15 protein-coding genes are annotated in these 19,648 nt (G+C 33.0%); 8 read left to right on the forward strand and 7 right to left on the reverse strand.

The window, feature by feature from the left end; translation table 11 throughout:
* Positions 1–48 precede the first annotated feature (48 nt).
* The 6 genes from J0383_RS01830 to J0383_RS01855 all read right to left on the reverse strand — a co-directional run bounded on the left by J0383_RS01830 (position 49) and on the right by J0383_RS01855 (position 6,712).
* Complete coding sequence (locus tag J0383_RS01830) at positions 49–474, reverse strand: DUF3995 domain-containing protein (protein ID WP_207296754.1); 426 nt, start codon at positions 472–474, stop codon at positions 49–51.
* A 14-nt stretch (positions 475–488) separates the two neighbouring features.
* Entirely contained in the window at positions 489–1,679 is a 1,191-nt protein-coding gene (locus tag J0383_RS01835) for an acetate/propionate family kinase (RefSeq protein ID WP_207296755.1), read from the reverse strand.
* A gap of 99 nt (positions 1,680–1,778) precedes the next feature.
* Positions 1,779–3,872, reverse strand: coding sequence for a phosphate acetyltransferase (gene pta / locus J0383_RS01840; RefSeq protein WP_207296756.1), 2,094 nt, complete (start codon positions 3,870–3,872; stop codon positions 1,779–1,781).
* A gap of 67 nt (positions 3,873–3,939) precedes the next feature.
* The gene (gene corA, locus J0383_RS01845) at positions 3,940–5,013 is read right to left on the reverse strand and encodes a magnesium/cobalt transporter CorA (protein ID WP_207296757.1); all 1,074 of its coding nucleotides are present in this window, start codon (positions 5,011–5,013) and stop codon (positions 3,940–3,942) included.
* A gap of 111 nt (positions 5,014–5,124) precedes the next feature.
* A complete protein-coding gene (locus J0383_RS01850) occupies positions 5,125–5,565 on the reverse strand; it encodes a hypothetical protein (RefSeq protein WP_207296758.1) in 441 nt (146 codons plus the stop codon).
* A complete protein-coding gene (locus J0383_RS01855) occupies positions 5,555–6,712 on the reverse strand; it encodes an AAA family ATPase (protein ID WP_207296759.1) in 1,158 nt (385 codons plus the stop codon). Before J0383_RS01855 ends, J0383_RS01850 begins: the two co-directional genes overlap by 11 nt.
* Positions 6,713–7,687: 975 nt before the next feature.
* Between J0383_RS01855 and cas13b the strand changes: the two genes are divergently transcribed.
* The 8 genes from cas13b to J0383_RS01895 all read left to right on the forward strand — a co-directional run bounded on the left by cas13b (position 7,688) and on the right by J0383_RS01895 (position 19,061).
* Positions 7,688–11,194 (forward strand): type VI-B CRISPR-associated RNA-guided ribonuclease Cas13b, encoded by a 3,507-nt coding sequence (gene cas13b, locus J0383_RS01860; protein ID WP_207296760.1) that lies wholly within the window; start codon positions 7,688–7,690, stop codon positions 11,192–11,194.
* Between the two features lie 1,518 nt (positions 11,195–12,712).
* Positions 12,713–13,099: a hypothetical protein gene (locus J0383_RS01865; protein WP_207296761.1), complete on the forward strand. Its 387-nt coding sequence runs from the start codon at positions 12,713–12,715 to the stop codon at positions 13,097–13,099.
* Between the two features lie 179 nt (positions 13,100–13,278).
* Positions 13,279–13,887 carry an NAD(P)-binding domain-containing protein gene (locus tag J0383_RS01870; RefSeq protein WP_207296763.1) on the forward strand — a complete coding sequence of 203 codons (609 nt, stop codon included), beginning with the start codon at positions 13,279–13,281 and terminating at the stop codon, positions 13,885–13,887.
* A gap of 124 nt (positions 13,888–14,011) precedes the next feature.
* Positions 14,012–15,595 carry a hypothetical protein gene (locus J0383_RS01875; protein WP_207296764.1) on the forward strand — a complete coding sequence of 528 codons (1,584 nt, stop codon included), beginning with the start codon at positions 14,012–14,014 and terminating at the stop codon, positions 15,593–15,595.
* 50 nt (positions 15,596–15,645) lie between these two features.
* Entirely contained in the window at positions 15,646–15,960 is a 315-nt protein-coding gene (locus tag J0383_RS01880) for a DUF3892 domain-containing protein (RefSeq protein ID WP_207296765.1), read from the forward strand.
* A gap of 52 nt (positions 15,961–16,012) precedes the next feature.
* A complete protein-coding gene (locus J0383_RS01885) occupies positions 16,013–18,088 on the forward strand; it encodes a hypothetical protein (RefSeq protein WP_207296766.1) in 2,076 nt (691 codons plus the stop codon).
* A gap of 5 nt (positions 18,089–18,093) precedes the next feature.
* Complete coding sequence (locus tag J0383_RS01890; RefSeq protein ID WP_207296767.1) at positions 18,094–18,555, forward strand: hypothetical protein; 462 nt, start codon at positions 18,094–18,096, stop codon at positions 18,553–18,555.
* Positions 18,556–18,572: 17 nt separating this feature from the next.
* Positions 18,573–19,061, forward strand: a complete 489-nt coding sequence (locus J0383_RS01895; protein WP_207296768.1) for a hypothetical protein — start codon at positions 18,573–18,575, stop codon at positions 19,059–19,061.
* Positions 19,062–19,105: 44 nt separating this feature from the next.
* On the opposite strand, the gene J0383_RS01900 is transcribed toward J0383_RS01895, so the two are convergent.
* Positions 19,106–19,576, reverse strand: coding sequence for a JAB domain-containing protein (locus J0383_RS01900; protein ID WP_207296769.1), 471 nt, complete (start codon positions 19,574–19,576; stop codon positions 19,106–19,108).
* Between the last annotated feature and the right edge of the window lie 72 nt (positions 19,577–19,648).

The following is a 19,648-nucleotide window of genomic DNA, read 5'->3' on the forward strand; positions in this document are numbered from 1 at the left end:
AAGATACTCACAAATATTGAATTTTCGGCTTTAAAAACATGATTGGATTTAGCTGAAAGAGATCATCAGTAATGTTAGAACACCAATTAAAAAGCATAAAGGAGCAAAATAACGAGTATCGTTTTGTCCGAATTTAGTATTTTTTATTTTTTTGAAAAAGCCAAGATATTTAAAATCGCCAATTGCTCGTACCATAAATATAGTGGCTAAAATCCAAAGTCCATATTTCTCAAGCCATAAAGGTAATTCGATAAAAATGATATTGACTTTTATTAAATAAAAAATACTGAAACCAAACAAACCAAAAGCAACAATCAGAGTAGATCGTATTCCAGGATTTCGAGGCGGAGTTTGAGCATCTGGAGTTGGATACACACCTTCAGTTCCCCACTTTCCTCCAAAAGCCCAGTAAAAATGGAGTAATGAAAGAAAAAGAAATACTAAAAACAAAAGTACTGCAATGATCGTTGCCATTGTTTGAGATGTTTTTAAAGCTTATCGGCTAATAAATGATATACTTGATTGGCAATTTCGTATTCTTCATCTGTTGGCACAACCAATACTTTTACAATAGAGTTTTCAGAATTGATTTCTCGTAATTCTTTAGAACGAATTTGATTTTTTGATGCATCTATTTCAATTCCAAAATAATCCATATCAGTACAAATCAAATTACGCATAAAAGAAGAATTTTCACCAATTCCTGCAGTAAAAACAATAGCATCTAAACCGTTTAAAGCTGCTGCATAAGCACCAATCGTTTTTCTGATTCTATACGCATTCATTTGCAAAGCCAGCTTACAATCTTTATTTCCCTTTTCTGCTTCTGCTTCAATATCACGTAAATCGCTGTAGCCCGTAAGTCCAAGCATACCACTTTGTTTTAGTAAAACAGCATTAACCTCATCTGGAGTATAGCCTAAATTTTTAATCATGTAAAAAACAACAGACTGATCGATATCTCCAGCACGAGTTCCCATAATCAAACCATTTGAAGGCGAAAATCCCATTGAGGTATCAATACATTTTCCGTCTTGAATAGCTGCCATACTACAGCCGTTTCCTAAGTGAATGGTAATTATTTTAGAATTGTTTTTTAAGTAACTAATCGCCTTTTCAGAAACATATTTATGACTCGTTCCGTGAAAACCGTAAACACGTACTTTATTTTCGGTTAAAAGATAATTTGGAATAGCATATTTATAAGCTACTTCAGGCATTGTTTGATGAAAAGCAGTATCAAAAACCGCAATTTGTTCTGCCGAGCTGAAGATTTCTTCTGCTACATTAATTCCTTCTAAATTGGCAGGATTATGCAAAGGTGCCAATTCAAAAAGCTGCTTAATTTTTTCTTTTACTTTATCATTAATTTTTACGGTATCACTAAAATCGCTTCCTCCATGTACGACACGATGTCCAACAGCTGCTATTTCTGAAGTTGATTTAATTACGCCTTTTTCAGCGTCTAAAAGCATATTGGCTACTTTCTGTAAACCTACTTTATGGTTCGGAATCGCAAGTGTTTCTTCGTGAGAAGCTGCTGTTGTTTTAAAGGTTACATTTGAAGTTTCTAAACCAATTCGGTCAATCATTCCAGAACAAATTACTTCGTTTTCCGGCATTACCATTAATTGATATTTTATTGAAGAACTTCCTGAGTTTATGATAAGTATTTTCATTTTTATTTAAAGGTACTAAGATGCTAAGTTTATAAGGTGCTGAGTTTTTAATAAACTCAAACTATTTTTTAATTTTTAATTCTCAATTTGTAATTGAATTTACATTCCCTGCGCTTGGATCGCTGTAATAACTACTGTGTTGATAATATCATCAACAGTACAGCCACGACTTAAGTCATTTACAGGTTTGTTCAAACCTTGTAACATCGGACCGATGGCTAAAGCTCCAGTTTCTCTTTGAACGGCTTTGTACGTATTATTTCCTGTATTTAAATCAGGGAAAATTAATACACTTGCTTGTCCTGCTACTTCAGAATCTGGCATTTTGCTTTTTCCTACGCTTAAATCTACCGCCGCATCGTACTGAATTGGACCTTCGATTTTTAAATCCGGTCTTTTTTCTTTTACGATTGCAGTCGCTGTTCTCACTTTATCTACTTCATCGCCTTTTCCAGATGATCCTGAAGAATAGGAAAGCATGGCAATTTTTGGTTCAATTCCGAAAGCTAAACTTGATTCAGCTGATGAAATGGCAATTTCTGCCAATTGTTCTGCTGTTGGATTTGGGTTAATAGCACAATCTCCAAAAACCGAAACTCGATCTTCTAAACACATAAAAAATACAGAAGATACTACAGATGAATTGGGTTTTGTTTTAATGAACTGAAGTGCCGGCAAAATCGTATGTTGTGTAGTGTGCGCAGCGCCAGAAACCATTCCGTCCGCGTGACCTTTGTACACCATCATAGTTCCGAAATATGAAACGTCTTCCATTAAATCCCTTGCCATAGTAATACTTACATTTTTGGCTTTTCTAAGCTCGTAATATGTATTCGCGTAATCTTCATAAAGCTCCGATTCTTTCGGATTGATGATATTTACTTTTGAAAAATCCAATGTAATTCCAAGTTCAAGAACTTTACTTTCAATTTGTTTTTTATCTCCAATAATCGAAATATCAACTACATCCATATCCAATAATCTTGAGGCCGCAGTAATAATTCTATCATCATTCCCTTCTGGAAGAACGATATGTTTTCGATGCTGTTTCGCTCTTTTAACCATGTTGTATTGAAACATTTTTGGTGTCATACCTTCTGCTTCAAAAGTGATTAATCTTTCCGATAAAGCGTCGTTATTAACGTATTTTTCAAAAGTGGTTATTGAAGTTTCAATTTTATGGGTGTTGTTGGCATAAATCTCAGATTTTATCGAGCCAATTTTATTAGTTATGTGATACGTTCCGCCGTCAACCGTGATAATGGGCACAATGGCAGAAAGTCCTTCGATAAGTTTCAAAATACTTTCTTCTGGAACAATATTTCCTGTTAAGATAATTCCCGAAATAGTTGGGTAATTTACTGATTCATTGGCTTGTAAAGCTCCTAAAATGATATCCGAACGATCGCCTGGTGTAATTACCAAGGCATTATCATGAAGGTGAACCAAATAATTATGAAGCTGCATGGCTCCAACGCTGTAATGACCGATTTCGTTATTGAGATAATTTTCTCCAAACAAAACTTTTGCATCCAATACATTTACAATTTCCTGCATGGTTGGATTATTCAAAGTGGATATTAACGGAATTGTATTTATCAGAACATGTGAAGGCAATGTTTTCTGCAGACTATTGGTAACCAATTCAATGTTTTCAGGTTGTACTTTATTGGCAAAAACCGATAGTACTTCAACTTCTTTTAATTTGAAAGAGTCGTATACCAAATATAAACTGTCTAATAATTCTTCAAGCGTTTTACCAACACCTGAGCCTACAATAATAGTTGGAATACCGAGATTTTTGGCGATTAAAACATTTAGATCTAATTCAATAGAAGTTCCTTCTCCGGTAAAACTCGTTCCTTCTACTAAAACAAAATCAAAACGCTCTTCGAGTTTTTTATATTTTTCGATTATCGTGTCTAAGACCTCTCCTATTTTTCCTTTATTCTTTTTCTTAATCAGCTTGCTTTTGGTTATTGCATACGCATCTTCAAATGCTATATCAAGGTTAAAATACGACAAAACAGTTTCGATATGATTGTCTACCTCACCATCTACAAAATCTTCGATTATAGGCCTGAAATAACCTACTTTGGCCGTTTTGCCAATTAAAATACTCATTAACCCGAGTGTTATAATTGATTTACCACTATTTTGGTCACTAGTGGCTATATATATTGCTTTACTCATAATTATTTATATTTATTCTAAATAACAAATTTATACAAAATCAAAATTCCTTATAGACAAACAAAAGTTAAAACCAGCGTCGTTTTTTGAAATATATGATTAGGGCTATTACCAACAAAAACATGATACCCATAACTACAAAATATCCGTTTTGGGTTTTAAGTTCAGGCATATTTTCAAAGTTCATTCCGTATACTCCTACTATAAAAGTAAGTGGAATAAATATTGCTGAGATAATCGTCAGCGTTTTCATGATTTCGTTCATTTTTCGGCTTTGTTCCGAAAAATAAAAGTTTGATGCGCTTTCTAATGCGCTCATGTCCGATTCAATCTGTTCTAAAAGTTCCAAACTTTTTTGATGAAGTCTGATAAAAAAATTAAATGTTTCTTTTTGAATTAAGTCGTTTTCATCTTCATCATCTTTTTTCGTTTTAAGATAATACAATGAATCACGGAGCGGAACAATAGAACGTTTTAAAAAACTTAAGTTATCACGGTGATTTTCAATTTTTTCTAAAACAATTGGTTTGGCATCCATTTTAGTCAAATTGATTAATTCTTCGATTTTATCTTCTTCATCTTCCAGCGTAATATAGAAATTTTCCATTACGGCGTCTAAAAGCAGATATAACAAATAATCCACTTTTTTGGTTCTCACAATTCCTGCATGCGTACGGATACGTTCACGGATATGGGTAAAGAAATCGCTTCGTTTTTCCTGAAAAGAAATCAAGATTCCATCTTTCAGAATAAAGCTGATTTGTTCTACACTAATGTTATCTGAATATTCGGAAGGAAGCAGTGATTTTATATTAAAAAACAGTACATCCTGCTGTTCTTCTAATTTTGTTCTTTTGGTTGTATTTAAAATATCAGCCAATAAAAAATCATCCAGTTTAAAATGCGATCCTATGGTTTTAATGAGATTAATATCGTTTAGACCGTGAATATTGAGCCAATTGTTTTTGGTGTAATCAAAACAAGAATTTAAAGCTAGAATGGTAAACTTATCATATTCGACAACATCTGCATCGTTATACACAAAAAGCTGCATCTCGGATTCATGTTCTTTGTGAGCGCCAGTATACTCTAATGTAATGTGTTGCAGCTTGCGTCCTTTTTTGTATTTGATCTTTCTCATTGATGAAAATTTACAATAGTAATATTACGAAAAAGAATCTGAATGGTAAATGACAATTGTCAGTTTGTGGAAAAGCTCCAAACAAAAAAACCGAGTCATTTCTGATTCGGTTTATTTTGGTATATGTGAACAATATCTATTTTTAATTTCTAAAAGCTTACCATACTTCTTTGCAAATGCTTGTTTCAAATTGTTAGTTTCCGGACTTGAAAGTGGGTTTCGAGAACTAACTATAAATGCTAATCTTTTCTCTTTAGGAATTTTAATTATAGACGATTCAAAAACTGATATTGTATTTTCAATTTGACTTAAAGCTTTCTTTACATCTTTTCCTTTTAATTCTACAAAATAAAATTCATTGTTAGAATGTCTAATAAAACCAAAATCACATTTTTGAAGTTCCTGAGAAGAAATCAGACAATTATCAATTTCAATCCTAGTAAAATCTTCATTTGTATTGATTTCAAATTTCATATTATTTTCAGAAGCTACTTTACTTTTTGAACAACAACCTTGATTTGCTTTAATTAATTCATCAAAATTATTGTGCATATCGTAACTCTGTTAATTTATCAAATTCTTCTGAAATTATATCTGAAACTGCATCAATTGCATTTGTATCTATACTGCGGAATTCTTCATTTTTGATTGAATATACTTTTCCATCGTTTCGTACTTCATACACAGAAATATCATCATAATCGATCCATTTATTTTCTGATACAATTGAATTTATTTCTTCTTTTAAATCTGGATGTTCATCAAAAGTATTTTTTGCTAGAATCAAAGTATCTAAAGACGATAGAATATATGGACTATGAGTTGTCATTATAATCTTATGTTTTGTATTACTTACCTTCAAAATAAGATGATCAATCAGTTTTTTTTGTTTTATTGGAAATAGATTCAGTTCTGGTTCTTCAACTATTAATCCTTTATTATAATTAAAATCAACATCATTTATTTTTATTTCATAATCTATAACAAGCAATAAAGGAATTAAAGACTGAATACCACTAGAAGCCTCACTTAATAAAACTTTTGCATTATTAACTAAAACTTCATCTATTCCTTTATCATAAGAATAATCTAAATTAAAACTCTGATAGCTCGCTTCTCTTATTTCATCTCTAGCGACTTCATACTTAGCAGCAAAATCCTTGTAGCATTCAGGTAAAGCAACGTTATTAGCTAATAGACCAGAAAGAGAATTTCCTACCAAAGAAAATAAAATTCTTTCTGCCGGAACATAAGTCGAATTTCTATTCTTTAAATAATGATTTATTGAAAACTTAAAAAAATTTTCTTTGTTAAAATCTATTAATTTTGAAAAAAAAGAATCATTCGTTAATTTATCTAATTTAGTTTTAACAGCTTTAAGGTTATTATTCTTTAAATCTTCATCTTTTAAAACAATATCATCACCTACTAATTCACATAATATTACATCTTCATCAATATACTTAATCTCGCTTGAATTTATATCAAAATTTATATTGTATCTTTTTAATTCAGTTTTAATATTTATCTTAATTGATTCAGTTAGTGATAATATTACAAAACTATCCCTAAATATAGAAATCAACTTAGCCAAAACACTTTTCCCAGTGGAAGTATCCCCAATAAACACAACATATTTAGTCAAATTTATTTCTGCCTCTTTTATCGGTCCAAAATTTTTAACTATTAACTTTTCCATCTTTTATTTTCTAATTACAATGTAAATATAGCAAAAAAACCGAGCCATTTCTGACTCGGTTTTATATTGAATTGTAGAGACGCACAGCTGTGCGTCTCTACGAGTAAATTATTTTACTTCTTCAAAATTAACATTCCACTTATATCAATACTTTACGAGGCTATGGTACAAATATGGTACAAAATAAACTTAATTTATTTCTAGAAAGTTGGCAATGAGTAGAAAAAACAAAAGTACTAAATAAAAAGATTTTTACGCGTTTCTGAATTATATTAGACCAAAACTCTATTATTTTTAGAAGGTTATTTTATAATACTCCAAAACAATTTAAATATCCATAGAAAAACATATAAATTTTAATCAATTACCCGCTCAGTTCGAAGAGTTATGATTTCCGCTTTAGATCAAGCACAGATTTATATCGACTACCAGGTGTTAAAGGTGGAGCCGGAGACTCCACAAAAACCCTTGTAAACAATTACATTACAAAGGTTTATTTTTTCAGGTGCCATTTTAGGTGCTGAAATTGGTCTGATAAACTCCGCAAATAAAACCAGAATCACATTTGATTTAGGTAAAAATAGTTGTGTTACTATCCTTGATTTACTAATACAAAAGCAATTTTTTATTCAATTTTAGTTTGAATTCAATTTGAATTTGGTTTATAGAAAAGCTAAAAGTCTTTAAAAAAAAACTACCAAAACTTTACTCCCCTGCCTTTTTTAAAATGACTTTTCCTTTTTAACTTTTTATACGTATACAGGGGTATCATATCACACCTAGACATTTCTTATTCTCAAAATATAAGTTGAATTGTATTTACGGTTTTCCGTATAAGAAATAAAAAATAAAATGCAATATTTGAAATCATGAACCAGAGTAGATTAAAACTTAAAAGCTAACTAACTAACTAACTAACTAACTAACTAACTAACTAACTAACTAACTAACTAACTAACTAACCTATCTAATATTATGGAAAATAAAGCTACAGAGACGGTAAATTATTTTGACCATACACTCCTTCAAGACAAACACTATTTCAGTGGATTCTTAAATTTAGCAGAAAACAATATTGATACAGTTTTTCGAGCTTTTGCAGAAAGATATAAAAAAAAGCAAGAGTCTATAAATAAAAAAAAACAATTGGATATAATCGGTTTAATAAATGAATCTTTTTCCGATATTATTCCCGATGCAGAGTATAACGCTCGTTTTGATTTCATAAAACTTTATTTCCCTGTTACTGGTTTCATCGAAAAACAGAATAATAGTCGTGAGTATTTTAGAGAAAAATTAATTGCACTTGTAAAAGCTATAAATAATCTAAGAAACTTTTACAGCCACTATTACCATAAAAAAATCAATTTTGAATTAGAATTTTCTGGGTTCTTTGATTTTTTAGACCATATATTCCTTGATACCGTTTCAGAAGTTAAGAAACACAAAATGAAAGATGATAAAACAAGGCATTTGCTAAGCAAGAATTTATCGTCAAATTTAGGCCTCCTTTATAATCAAAAGAAAGAACAGTTACAACAATGGAAAAAAGAAGGAAAGAAGGTTAATCTAGATGAATTATCCATAAAAAATAGCGTACTAAACGATTCTTTTTTTCATCTCATATATAAAAAAGATCAGATCAACCTTGCATATAGTGCTAATTTTAATGGTATTGCTGAAAACGAAATCACGATTTCACAAAGTGGATTACTCTTTCTGTTAAGCATGTTTTTGACAAAAAAAGAGAGTGAGGATTTACGAGCAAAGGTTAAAGGATTTAAAGCGAAATTTATTAAATCAGATGATCTAAATAACAGCATTAAGTTTATGGCAACGCACTGGGTATTTTCGTACCTAGCTTTCAAAGGTAATAAACACAGATTAGTGAGTCAATTTCAACAAGAAAATCTACTGATTCAAATAATCGATGAATTAAGCAAAGTCCCGAATGAAGTTTACGTAACGCTTGATAAAGAAAAGCAAAATAGTTTCATTGAAGATATAAATGAATATCTTAAAACGGGAAATGAAGACCTAAGTCTTGAAGAATCTACGGTTGTTCATTCAGTTATCAGAAAACGATATGAGAATAAATTCAACTATTTTGCCCTGCGATATTTGGATGAATTTGCAGGCTTCCCAACACTTCGGTTCCAAATTCACTTAGGAAATTTTGTGCATGATCGCAGAACGAAAGATATTTCGGGTACTGTTTATAAGGCTGAAAGAGTTGTGAAAGAAAAAATAACTCTATTCAGTAGATTAACAGAGGTTTCTAATTTAAAATCTCATTATATTATAAATAAAAAAAATACAGATGATGAAACTGGTTGGGAGATCTTTCCAAATCCATCATATAATTTAGCAGCGAATAACATCCCGATTTTTATCAATCTACAAAAAAGTAAAGTTGAAGAAGCAGGAAAACTTTATGGTAAACTGATTGAGGTGAAACGTAAACAAGAAAAAATAGATCATGAAAAAGGAAAGCAAAAACAAGTAAGAAAAAGTAATAAATTAAACAAAGAACAAATCGCCCAACTTATTGATCCCAATATTATTGATAAAGAAAAAAATATTTATGTTGGCGCACCTCTTGCTATGCTTTCTTTAAATGAACTGCCAGCACTTCTTTACGAATTGCTGTTCAAAAATGTATCAGCTGAAGTTCTTGAAGACAGAATGGTGGCTAAGTTAGTTGAACGATTTAAAACAATCCAAGATTATGAACCGTCCCAAAATTTGTCTACTTCTTTTATAACAAAGAAACTGAGAAAAAGTTCACAACAGGAGAGAAACGATACTGAAAAAATAGTCAGAGCTGCAAATAGAGAGATTGAAATTACAAACCAAAAACTAGCTATAATTTCTCAGAATAGAAAAGACACAAAGAATCGAGATCATAAACGAAAATACGTTTTTACAACTCGAGAATTGGGAATTGAAGCCACCTGGTTTGCTAATGACATAAAAAGATTTATGCCAAAAGAATATCGAGAACAGCTGAAGGGATATCAGTTTGCCCAAATTCAACATTCGCTATCTAAATTTGATCAAAATCCTAATGAAGTGGTAGATATTATATCTTCAATCTGGAATTTTAAAGAAAATCAATCCGATTTTAGCGAATGGATGAAAGTTACATTGTTGAAATTTAAGAGTTTTGATAAAGCATATGAAGAATGGCTTAAGAGAAGAGATGGATATTTTAAAACGATTGCTGATAATCTATTGAGTTACGAATCTGATCCCAAAAGATTAAAGCAATTTATTAAGCAGCAACATATATTTGAAATTTTCAAAGAATGGCTTTATAAAATTGAATCTACACAGGAACAAATTCAAAGACTTTTATTGAGTCCTTTGGTTTTCGCAAGAGGAATTTTTGATGACAAACCAACATTTATAAAGAATGTACACGTTAATGAAAGTCCTGAATTATATGCAGATTGGTATCGATACACGTATGAATCTTCACATCAATTTCAAACATTTTATGACTTAGAACGCGATTATAAAGAGTGGTTTGATTCTGAGAGACTATTGGATAAGGAAGTGCTTAAAAATGAAAAAGAATTAAATCCAGATGAACAGTTTGCTAAAGTTAAATTAAAGCAGGATTTAAGAATTAAGCGGATCAAAACGCAAGATTTATTTCTTAAACTGATTGCCGAAAAACTTTATAACAATGTATTCAATACTAATGTAACTTTAGAACTTAAAGACTTTTATCTAACTCAAAATGAACGTTTAGAAAAGGAAAAAGAGGCTTTAAAACAAAATAATAGAAAGGAAGGGGATACTTCCCAAAACATAATTAAAGATAGCTTTATCTGGAGTAAAACCATATCTTTTAATTATAGAAATGTACATGAACCAGCAGTTAAATTAAAAGACTTAGGGAAATTTAAAAATTACCTTAAGGATTCAAAGGTTCAAAAACTCCTAGAATATGATATCGAAAAAATTTGGACGAAACAGATGCTCGATGATGAATTATTCCTTAAAGCCAATTCATATGAAACAATTAGACGTGAAAATCTTTTAAAATTAATTCAAGATTTTGAAAGGAAAATTTTAGGTTCAAGAGGATTTAATGGTCATAACCATCCGTCTGATTTTGAACAAAAAGGTAATCCACATTTTAAATGTTATGTAGGAAATGGCATTTTAAAAGCTGTTGATTCATCATATATAGAAGATGTTGACTGGTTATTGGGATTAGATGAAGTTACTATAAAAGAAATTACTACAGAGACAATTAAAGAGAAGCCAGAACTAGTTCAACTTAGCTATTTATTGATTTTAATTCGTAACAAATTTTCTCACAATCAACTCATTGATAAGAAATATATGGAGTATTTGACAACGTTAATTGAGGTCAATGATGAATGGACTTATAGTCAGACTATACTTGAGTTTGTCGAATTTGCAATAAAAAAATTATTAATTAATTTAAATGCAAAAATCGATCATTGAAATATCTATTTTATATTATCGAATCGTTTATTTTTAGACAAAAATAAAGTGTAACCTCTAAAATAATGAGCTGACAAAATAACTGTTGTTTCAGTTCTTAATTTGAAAGGTAAAAACAACATTCCTAAAAAACTCCATTGCCTACGCTCCGTTGTTTCAGTTCTTAATTTGAAGGGTAATAACAACTAAGTTTTTGTTTTACTGAAGAAATTGAATGTTGTTTCAGCTCTTAGTTTGAAGAGTAAAAACAAGCTATTTGTTTTTTAGCTGATTCGGTTAAAAGTTGCTTAGTCTCTTAATTTGAAGAGTAAACGCAACAACATTCTGTTTTAGGTTCTGATAATTATTGTTGTTTCAGTTCTTAATTTGAAGGGCAAACAAAACAACACTGGATGTTAGTGTTGCGAATATTCCGTTGTTATGACTGCTCTTAAATTGAAGAGTAAAAACAACATTTGCTTAAGAAGTCGTAAAAGTCTTGCTGTTATTTTAGTTCTTTATTTGAAGGGTAAAAACAACAATTGGGTCTATGTACGTTGTTAGGTCTTTGTTGTATCTAATTTTATTTTGAAGGTTAAAGACAACAACAGTTTGGTTTAGCTTTATCGTTTCGGTTTTAATAGCTCTTAATTTGAAGATTGAACACAACTTGATTCAGTAATACTGAATGTTTTTTCTAGCTGTATCAGCTCTTAATTTGAAGGGTATAAACAACTAGTTTTACAATTTATCTAGGTCTGCGATGGTTGTTTCAGTTCTTAATTTGAAGAGTAAGAACAACTATAATTATTTAAGTTTTTGGTTATAACGAGTTGTTCCTGCTCTTAATTGAAGTTTAAACACAACTTAATTGTAGTTTAATTTCGTTTTGATAAGTTGCCTCTCCTCTTAATTTGAAGAGTAAAAGCAACCGATATATAAGAACATGTGCGTATTCACTTAGGTTGTATCATCTCTTAATTTGAAGGGTAAACACAACGGCAATGACTTAAAGACGCATCCATGTTTTGTTGTTTCTGCTCCTAATTTGAAGGGTAAACACAAAATAATTTTACTTTTTAGCTATTAGTCTTTGGTTGTTCCTGCTCTTAATTTGAAGAGCCAAACACAACAATAAATTTGTTTTCTCCTAGTAGTTAACTATAACAAAGAAACAATTAACATGTAAATAAAAGTAAGAAATGGTTGTAACGGTTAGGTTGAAGAATAAACACAACTTTGTCAATGCATTGAAAAAATCTATCAGCTGTATAAGCTATTTTTTCAAAGGATATAAACAATTGATTACCATTATATATGCTTTCAAAATATCATGGGTCGAATCTAATTTACTTTATTTAAATCAAAATAAAATTTTTCAAGAATTATCTTTTATGTTTTATATATCAGAAGATATCAATGAAATCTCTTTCTTTATGATTGATATTAAAACCAAAAAAAACAATAGATTTACTGATCTAAAGGCAGGCAAGTTTAGAATATCAAAAGCTTGTTATTAAATGGCAAAAGTTAATTATTATGGCTACAAAAGCACACAACTTTGAATTAACTATTGATAGTTTGGCAAAAATTGAACCCATACTTCCCAAGCTAAAAAATTCTGTTGTATCAACACAAATAATTAGATGGTTAGAGAATTTTAATTCTGAAGATGTTGAATTAGCCAAAGATCTATTAATGGTTTTTGAATATATTCCTTTTAATGAATTTATGTATCGATTGAATGATCAGCTGAAAAAAAATCTTGATGATATCCCTCGTGGTGAAAAAATTCTAATCGTTCCATTTGGAAAATTTGGAAAAAGCGCAACATTAGTTACATATCCACTTAAAAACACACCTGAATATGCAAAAAGACTTGATGATTGCACCTTTCTTCAAATGAGGCGAACGCATTTGGATTGAATGGTGAACAATTTCAATTATACTAATTGAAAAAACAGTAAAAACACCTAATTGTAAATCATATAATTACAATATATTTAACCCTATATTTCAAAGAAAAAACAAAAACTGTTAGGCAGTTTTTTTAACATCAGCATTCTTATGTTTTATTAGTAAGGCAATAATTAAAACAAACAATTATGAGAATTGGAATAATAGGAATTGGAAGCTTTACCCTGGAATTGGCTATTAGATCGGCAGAGGCCGGATACTCAGTTACGATACACAATCCAAGAGGCAACAGTCTTATAAAGGATGTCATTGGAAAAATAGGTTCAAATGTGAAGTCAGGCTCCCTTGATGAGGCGGCACAGTCGGAACTGATTTTATTATTTATCCCAAAAGATGATCTAGAAAATATAATCAAAAACCTTCCTGATATGTCTGGAAAGGTAATCCTGCATACCAGCGGACTGATTTTTGATCCGCAATCTCTGTTGTCAGGTATTGCGAATGCCATGACATATAAAATTACTGCATCCCTTCTTCCAGAGGCAAAGGTTGTAAAATTATTCAATCCTGTGCAGATCAATGCAAACCATAGGCCGTACCAGGACAAAGGTAAAGAAGAAATATTTTTTATAGCAGACCATTCAGATTCAAGAAACTGCGTAAGGAGTTTTTTAAAAGCATTATCCTATACTCCAATGGATCTCTCAGGAAAACTCCATCTCAACTATTCACAGATAAACCAGAAAGTGCATTTCAACCCGTTTTCGTCCAGCCCATTTAAAAACACGCTTAATTAGTCGACAGAGTTCAGCGCTTCTGCCATTTGAAAAATAAAGAACATTTCCAAATAAAAGCAGCATCGAGCCTTTTTTGTATCTGCCTTTTAAAATTTACAGCTGCCACCAACCTAAAAAAACATATATGAAAAAAGAATACTTCATTTTTTATGTAATACTCTCTCTGCTTGTTTTAAAATCTAATGCTCAAGAGCAGTCCAATCCTGATAAAAAAGTTCCGGTTATAATTCCATACTTAGGAGAAAAACTAATAATCAAACCAAGTACCATTGAGCAACTGAAAAAAACAGCTTTGATCTACAGATATGAGATGGATGCGCTTCTTATTGATTTAAATACAAGAGACAGCACAAGCGACAGAAAAAACTACGACAACGCATTAGAATTCAAAAAACTAATTTCCGGCAAGAATATAAATTTAGTCACTATATTCAATAAGAGAGTGGCACTAAAAGAGCAGGTATTCTACAACAACAAAATGCTTAATATATTATTTGCAGATGAAGTGGCTTCATACGCCACAACTTCAAGCGATTTATCACTTAATAGATATTATGCCGGACTGGATTCTGATGACGGTTCCCTTTCATTTTCCATGAATTACAATTCCAGAGAAGACAATAAGCTGAAGCCTTTAAGATGGCTGCTGAGTGCAGGCTTCAAAGCAACTTCTGATGAAAAATTTGCCACAATATTTAAGAATGGAAAGTTTGAAAACAACGATTTAGCAGTTACCGGAAAAGTAACATTGATTGGAAATGGCACAATTGTGTTCAGTTCCTCAGAACGTTCAAAAGAAAAAAAAGATACAGACCAAAAGAAAGACTCACTTGAAAAGTTCGTATATGAACCGAAAACTACACCTAAACCGGTATACAAAAGAACTGAAATCATAAGAAACTTCAGGAGAGAGCTCCTTGTACACTATGAAGAAAAAATAAGACAATATGCAGAAAATGATTATTCCAAAGATCTCGACAGCCTGAATCTGCTCTTTAATAAAGACTACAATCAGAAAGAAGACATTAAGAAAAAAACAGAAGAATTCATCGAATCAAAATATGTAGATTATTATGGCAAAATTGCAGATGAAGAAATCAGCTACATGAAAAAAAACAAACTTTACCGCAGACTTAGCAGCTTTTGGTTCACTTTTGATTTTAACGCTCCGATTGGCGAAAAGACATATACTACTACAGCGACAAAAGAAAGTCCAGCCACTTCAGAGATCAAATTCTACCAGCTTAAGGCAAACCTGACCAGTACTATATTTTGGAAATTTTCAGGCAGGCAATCTCTATATGCCACCGGACGCCTATCTGCTTTTAATAATAATAATATTATAGCAGATGAAATAAAAACGAGCACTTTTCAGACCATCTACACCCAGTCCCCCAACCAGCAGGCAATTGTAACTGAAGACAAGGATGTTTATGTACTGCCTTCAGGATACCAGAATTTCGTTACTGGAAGCGCAAAGATGGAAGTTGTTTACTTCGTTCTAGACTGGATCGGAATCAGCCCGGCTGCAGAAAAGAACTTTGGCCAATACTATCATCCCATTAATTTGAAAATCGGGATACCATTAAGCTTAAAAGATAAAGATGGAAAAGCCAGCGTGAATCTTGAGCCCCAATACAAAAGAGTCAATAATACGGACCTATACGGCATAAGCGCAAGTTTCTTTCTCGGCAAATTTTTAAACTAATATATTTCATTATTTTTAATCAGATTTTCTAACAACCAAAACAATAAACCATGACAATGTACAGAATATCGGGAGTCTGGAAAGATTCCAATAACATCATTACACATTATGCATTTCACAGCGTAGGCGAAAATTCAAATTCAAGAGCCATAAAGAAATCCAAAACGCAGGCGATAGCATTGCTGGAAACCGCTGGCAACAGTGCCACCACCTGGGTCTGGAGTTATACTTTAGCGAGATGGACAGTAGGGGAAACCGTTCAGGTTGTCAATGGCGCAAGCGGAAAATACCTAAGATCAAATCCCGATAACAAGCTGACCGATAATTTAGCCCATCTGATAGATTTTGACTGGATTGCGCCTTGATACAATGCTAAAAAATCCTTTTAGCAGCAATTCATATTAATCCCTAAAAAACATGCAAAAATACCTTGGAATATTAAGTTCTGATTCACTGAACAAAGACGGAACAGTCATTACATTTGAAGCCCTTGAAAGTGGCATTGCGGAATCGGCTCTTAAAGGCATGCCTTCACTGGTTGACCATGATTTCCACAGGCCTCTGGGCTGGATATTCCCTTTCGGGATATTGATTGAGCCAAAAATAAGCAAAACCGTCGGAAGCTTCAATATTTGCGAGAGTTCTGAAGACACTGCCTTAATCCATCCCAAGATACAGAACTACTGGCAATATGTCAATTACAGCTCCTGCAAAGACCATATTGATGAATTTAAAATGCTTCTGGGCGAAAACTTTTCTGCCGAAGGGCAATTTATTCACAAGGGGGCTGTCTCTTACAGCTTGCAGGGTATAACCTCAAAAATATTTCCAAAGCTTTTTTCCAATACAGACAAATCCGGGCTAGTCTACCTGGATGAGTTGCTGGCTGATTTTGAATATGCCGGCATGGGGATTTTCAAAAGCCGAAGCGGTGATTTCTGCCTGTTCTGCCATCAGTTTTTCAGCAGGAACCTTTCCCTTTTAAACAACTTCAACACCTATTTCATTGACGAATTCATGCGTCTGCATTCCAATAAGGAGATAAAGCTCAGAATTGCCATTGATCCTGACCTTATCGGATTATCCAAAAGCCTTAGCGGTTTTCTGGAGCACGACTGGTGGTGGGGTCCGAAATTCAATGATGACATATCCAGCCTTCCCAATGAGGTGACCAGATACCAATCCAGTGAAGAGCAGAAGCTCTACAACTGCATTCTGGGCACTGAATTCTGGTGGAAAACTGATGATGGTGAAAAAACCTTAGAAATAGAAGAAATCCGCGAGAGGCCTTCTTACGGACTCGGCAAAGATGTATATGGATGCCGATATATCCACTCCATTTACGACAATGAAAAAAAAGAATTCAATCATTTTGACGGAGCAGTCAGAGTTTACAGCGAGGATCAGATTTTAGACCGCTGGGAAATCAACATCAATAAAGCAGGAAAAAACACTGATTATACAAAACTTTTCAGGATAGATGGAAAACTGGAACTTTCCGATTGGAAAAAATTGTGCATCCTTTATTACAAAGGAAATCCGCTCCTGTTTGAATATTTCGGGGCAAAGGAGGAATATGACAATCTACAGAACCCGGCCGAAAGCCTAGACGGGACAGCAAAATATCTGCCTGGCAGAATTGAAGTTCAGGATGGCATAAGACTATTTGCTTCCTACCATCATAAGGAGCATGAATACGGCACTTTCGAGAGAAAGATTATCCATCCCGATAGAATAACAAGCAAGAATGGCGATTCGGTCAACGTATTAGAATATGATATAATTGAAATCGAAAAATGCCTAAAAAGAAAAGGTGGCAAAATAGATTATCCTGATGATACCAGCTTTATAAAGCCTTTCGACTTTTACACCAACTATCCTATCATAGTGCATGGTTCAGAGAATACGCCAATTTTAGTGCAGGATACTTTAGAAGCCTTTAAAAGCATCTTTAAAATCCAAAACAAGTCCATGAACAAAACCATTGCCTTCAGCATCGGATGGGAAATGCAGGATTTTGAGATGAGGCTTTCCGTATTTGGAAAATCATCTGAAATTGCCAACTGGCTTGAATCCTTTGATGCCATCCCTGCCGATTACGAGAATTTCAGAACATGGCTTGCTGGGCAGCGTAAATGGATTTACAGCAATTATAAATATCAGGAAAAGGATTATTCGCATCTGCTGAAAGACGACGGGATATTCTATATCAACCGAAAAATCATAGATCATGAAATGATTTCTTTTCCAGACGAAAATGATCAAAATCTTTTTGAGATAAGCACTAGCGCAGATCAAAACCTACAGAAATTTATTGAAGACGGATCTGTATTACCTTCATATGCAGGAATCATAAAAAAAGCATCATGCTCCAGAACAGGATTGAACTATCTGACTTCTTCCACCTCAAAATATCTCGATGATGACGTCAAGATGAACATTGAAAAAATTGAACTGGCCACTTTCTTCTGGACCGATCAGCAAAACTTTTAAAAAATATGCAAAACACCCCCACCTGGTTCAAAGTTTTGAACCACTTTTACGAAAATGGCTATTTTCACAATGGCCTTACAATCCCTTTTCTTCTGGGCACGTCATTGGTGCTCGATACTGAAAATGTAAATTTATCGGTGGAGGACTTCGTCCTTCAGGCAGCAGATGGTTCTCTGCCTAAAAAAATATCCGTGCAGCGCTGCCCTGCAATCGGCGAATATGTTTTTGGCATTATTGACAATGAAACCATAAATTATCCCTTCGGTAAGGCTATAGCAAAGGAGTATGAAAATATCTGCATCACCGACAATTCCTTTTCAGAGATCCCAGACATCGCAGGTTTGAAAAATTTGCTTTCCGATAGGTATCAAAAAATGTTGGATGACGCTCTTTTTTCCAAGAATCTGGGGAAATGGGGAGACTACACTGAAAAGGACCTACTAAGAATAAAAGAAACAGCAGTCTGAAAAACACAAGAAATAAAATGACCAAACAGGATCTAGAAATAATTGACAATCTTTTAAAAAGGACAGACGAACTGCCCGAAATATTGCACCTGAGAGCTGCTGAACCAGGGTATGAGTTTACCGAACAGGACAAGGCGCTACTGCTGGAGACCTATCAGAAATTGGATGACATCCTTAAAGAAGCCGCCGCTTTTATAAACGTAAAATTTCCTGGAAGGCAGGATTACATCCATGGATGGAATAAAATTGACTTCGACGCCAAAATCGGCGATTTTAAAATTGCAACCACTGACCGAGAATATATCAAACAGGCTTGGAGAAGCGGAATCTTTGATCTGAAGGGACTTCTGAAATCTTTGCGTAATGAAACTGTACTTCTAATCGGCTCTGAAAGCGAAACTCAAAAAAAACGTATTCTTTCAAAAAGCCTGCCTTACATAGAAGTGCTTTCATGGATAGCAGGCATCATCGGTACAGCAATCGCTTTATATGCCGTTTTCAAGTAGAACATGTAGAAACAGAAAAGCTGACTTATATTAAAAAAAAGGCGCTACAAAGCACCTTCATCTACAAATGAATAATAGGTTTCGGGAGTAATGATTAGATGATCCAAAAGTGTTATATCCATAATTCTGCCCGCTTCTTTTACTTTTCTGGTTATCTGCATGTCAGCTTCAGAAGGCTTTACCTGTCCTGAGGGATGATTGTGGATAATAATCAGCGATACGGCATTTGCCTTAATAGCTGCTGCAAAAATCATCCTAATATCAACAGAAGTGCCGGCAATACCTCCTGAGGATACTTCGTACATCCCCAATACCTTATTGGACTGGTTCAAAAGCAGGATTTTAAACTCTTCGAAAAATTCGATTGTATTGGGATTCCAGCATTGGAGCGCCAGCTGGTAAACTGATTTAGAACAGCTGATATAAGGTCTTTGTGAGGCTTTCACTTTTGTCTTGTAGACCAATTGTATTTCTATCACCTGATTCCAGTTCTGAAGTGTTTTTGACGTTTCCATGATTTCTTAAGTTTAAAGATTAATAATGGAACCTCAGCCGGGAATGAGAAAGCGAGCGAAAAAAGCAACGCA

The sequence above is a fragment of the Flavobacterium endoglycinae genome, assembly GCF_017352115.1.
Lineage (GTDB): Bacteria > Bacteroidota > Bacteroidia > Flavobacteriales > Flavobacteriaceae > Flavobacterium > Flavobacterium endoglycinae.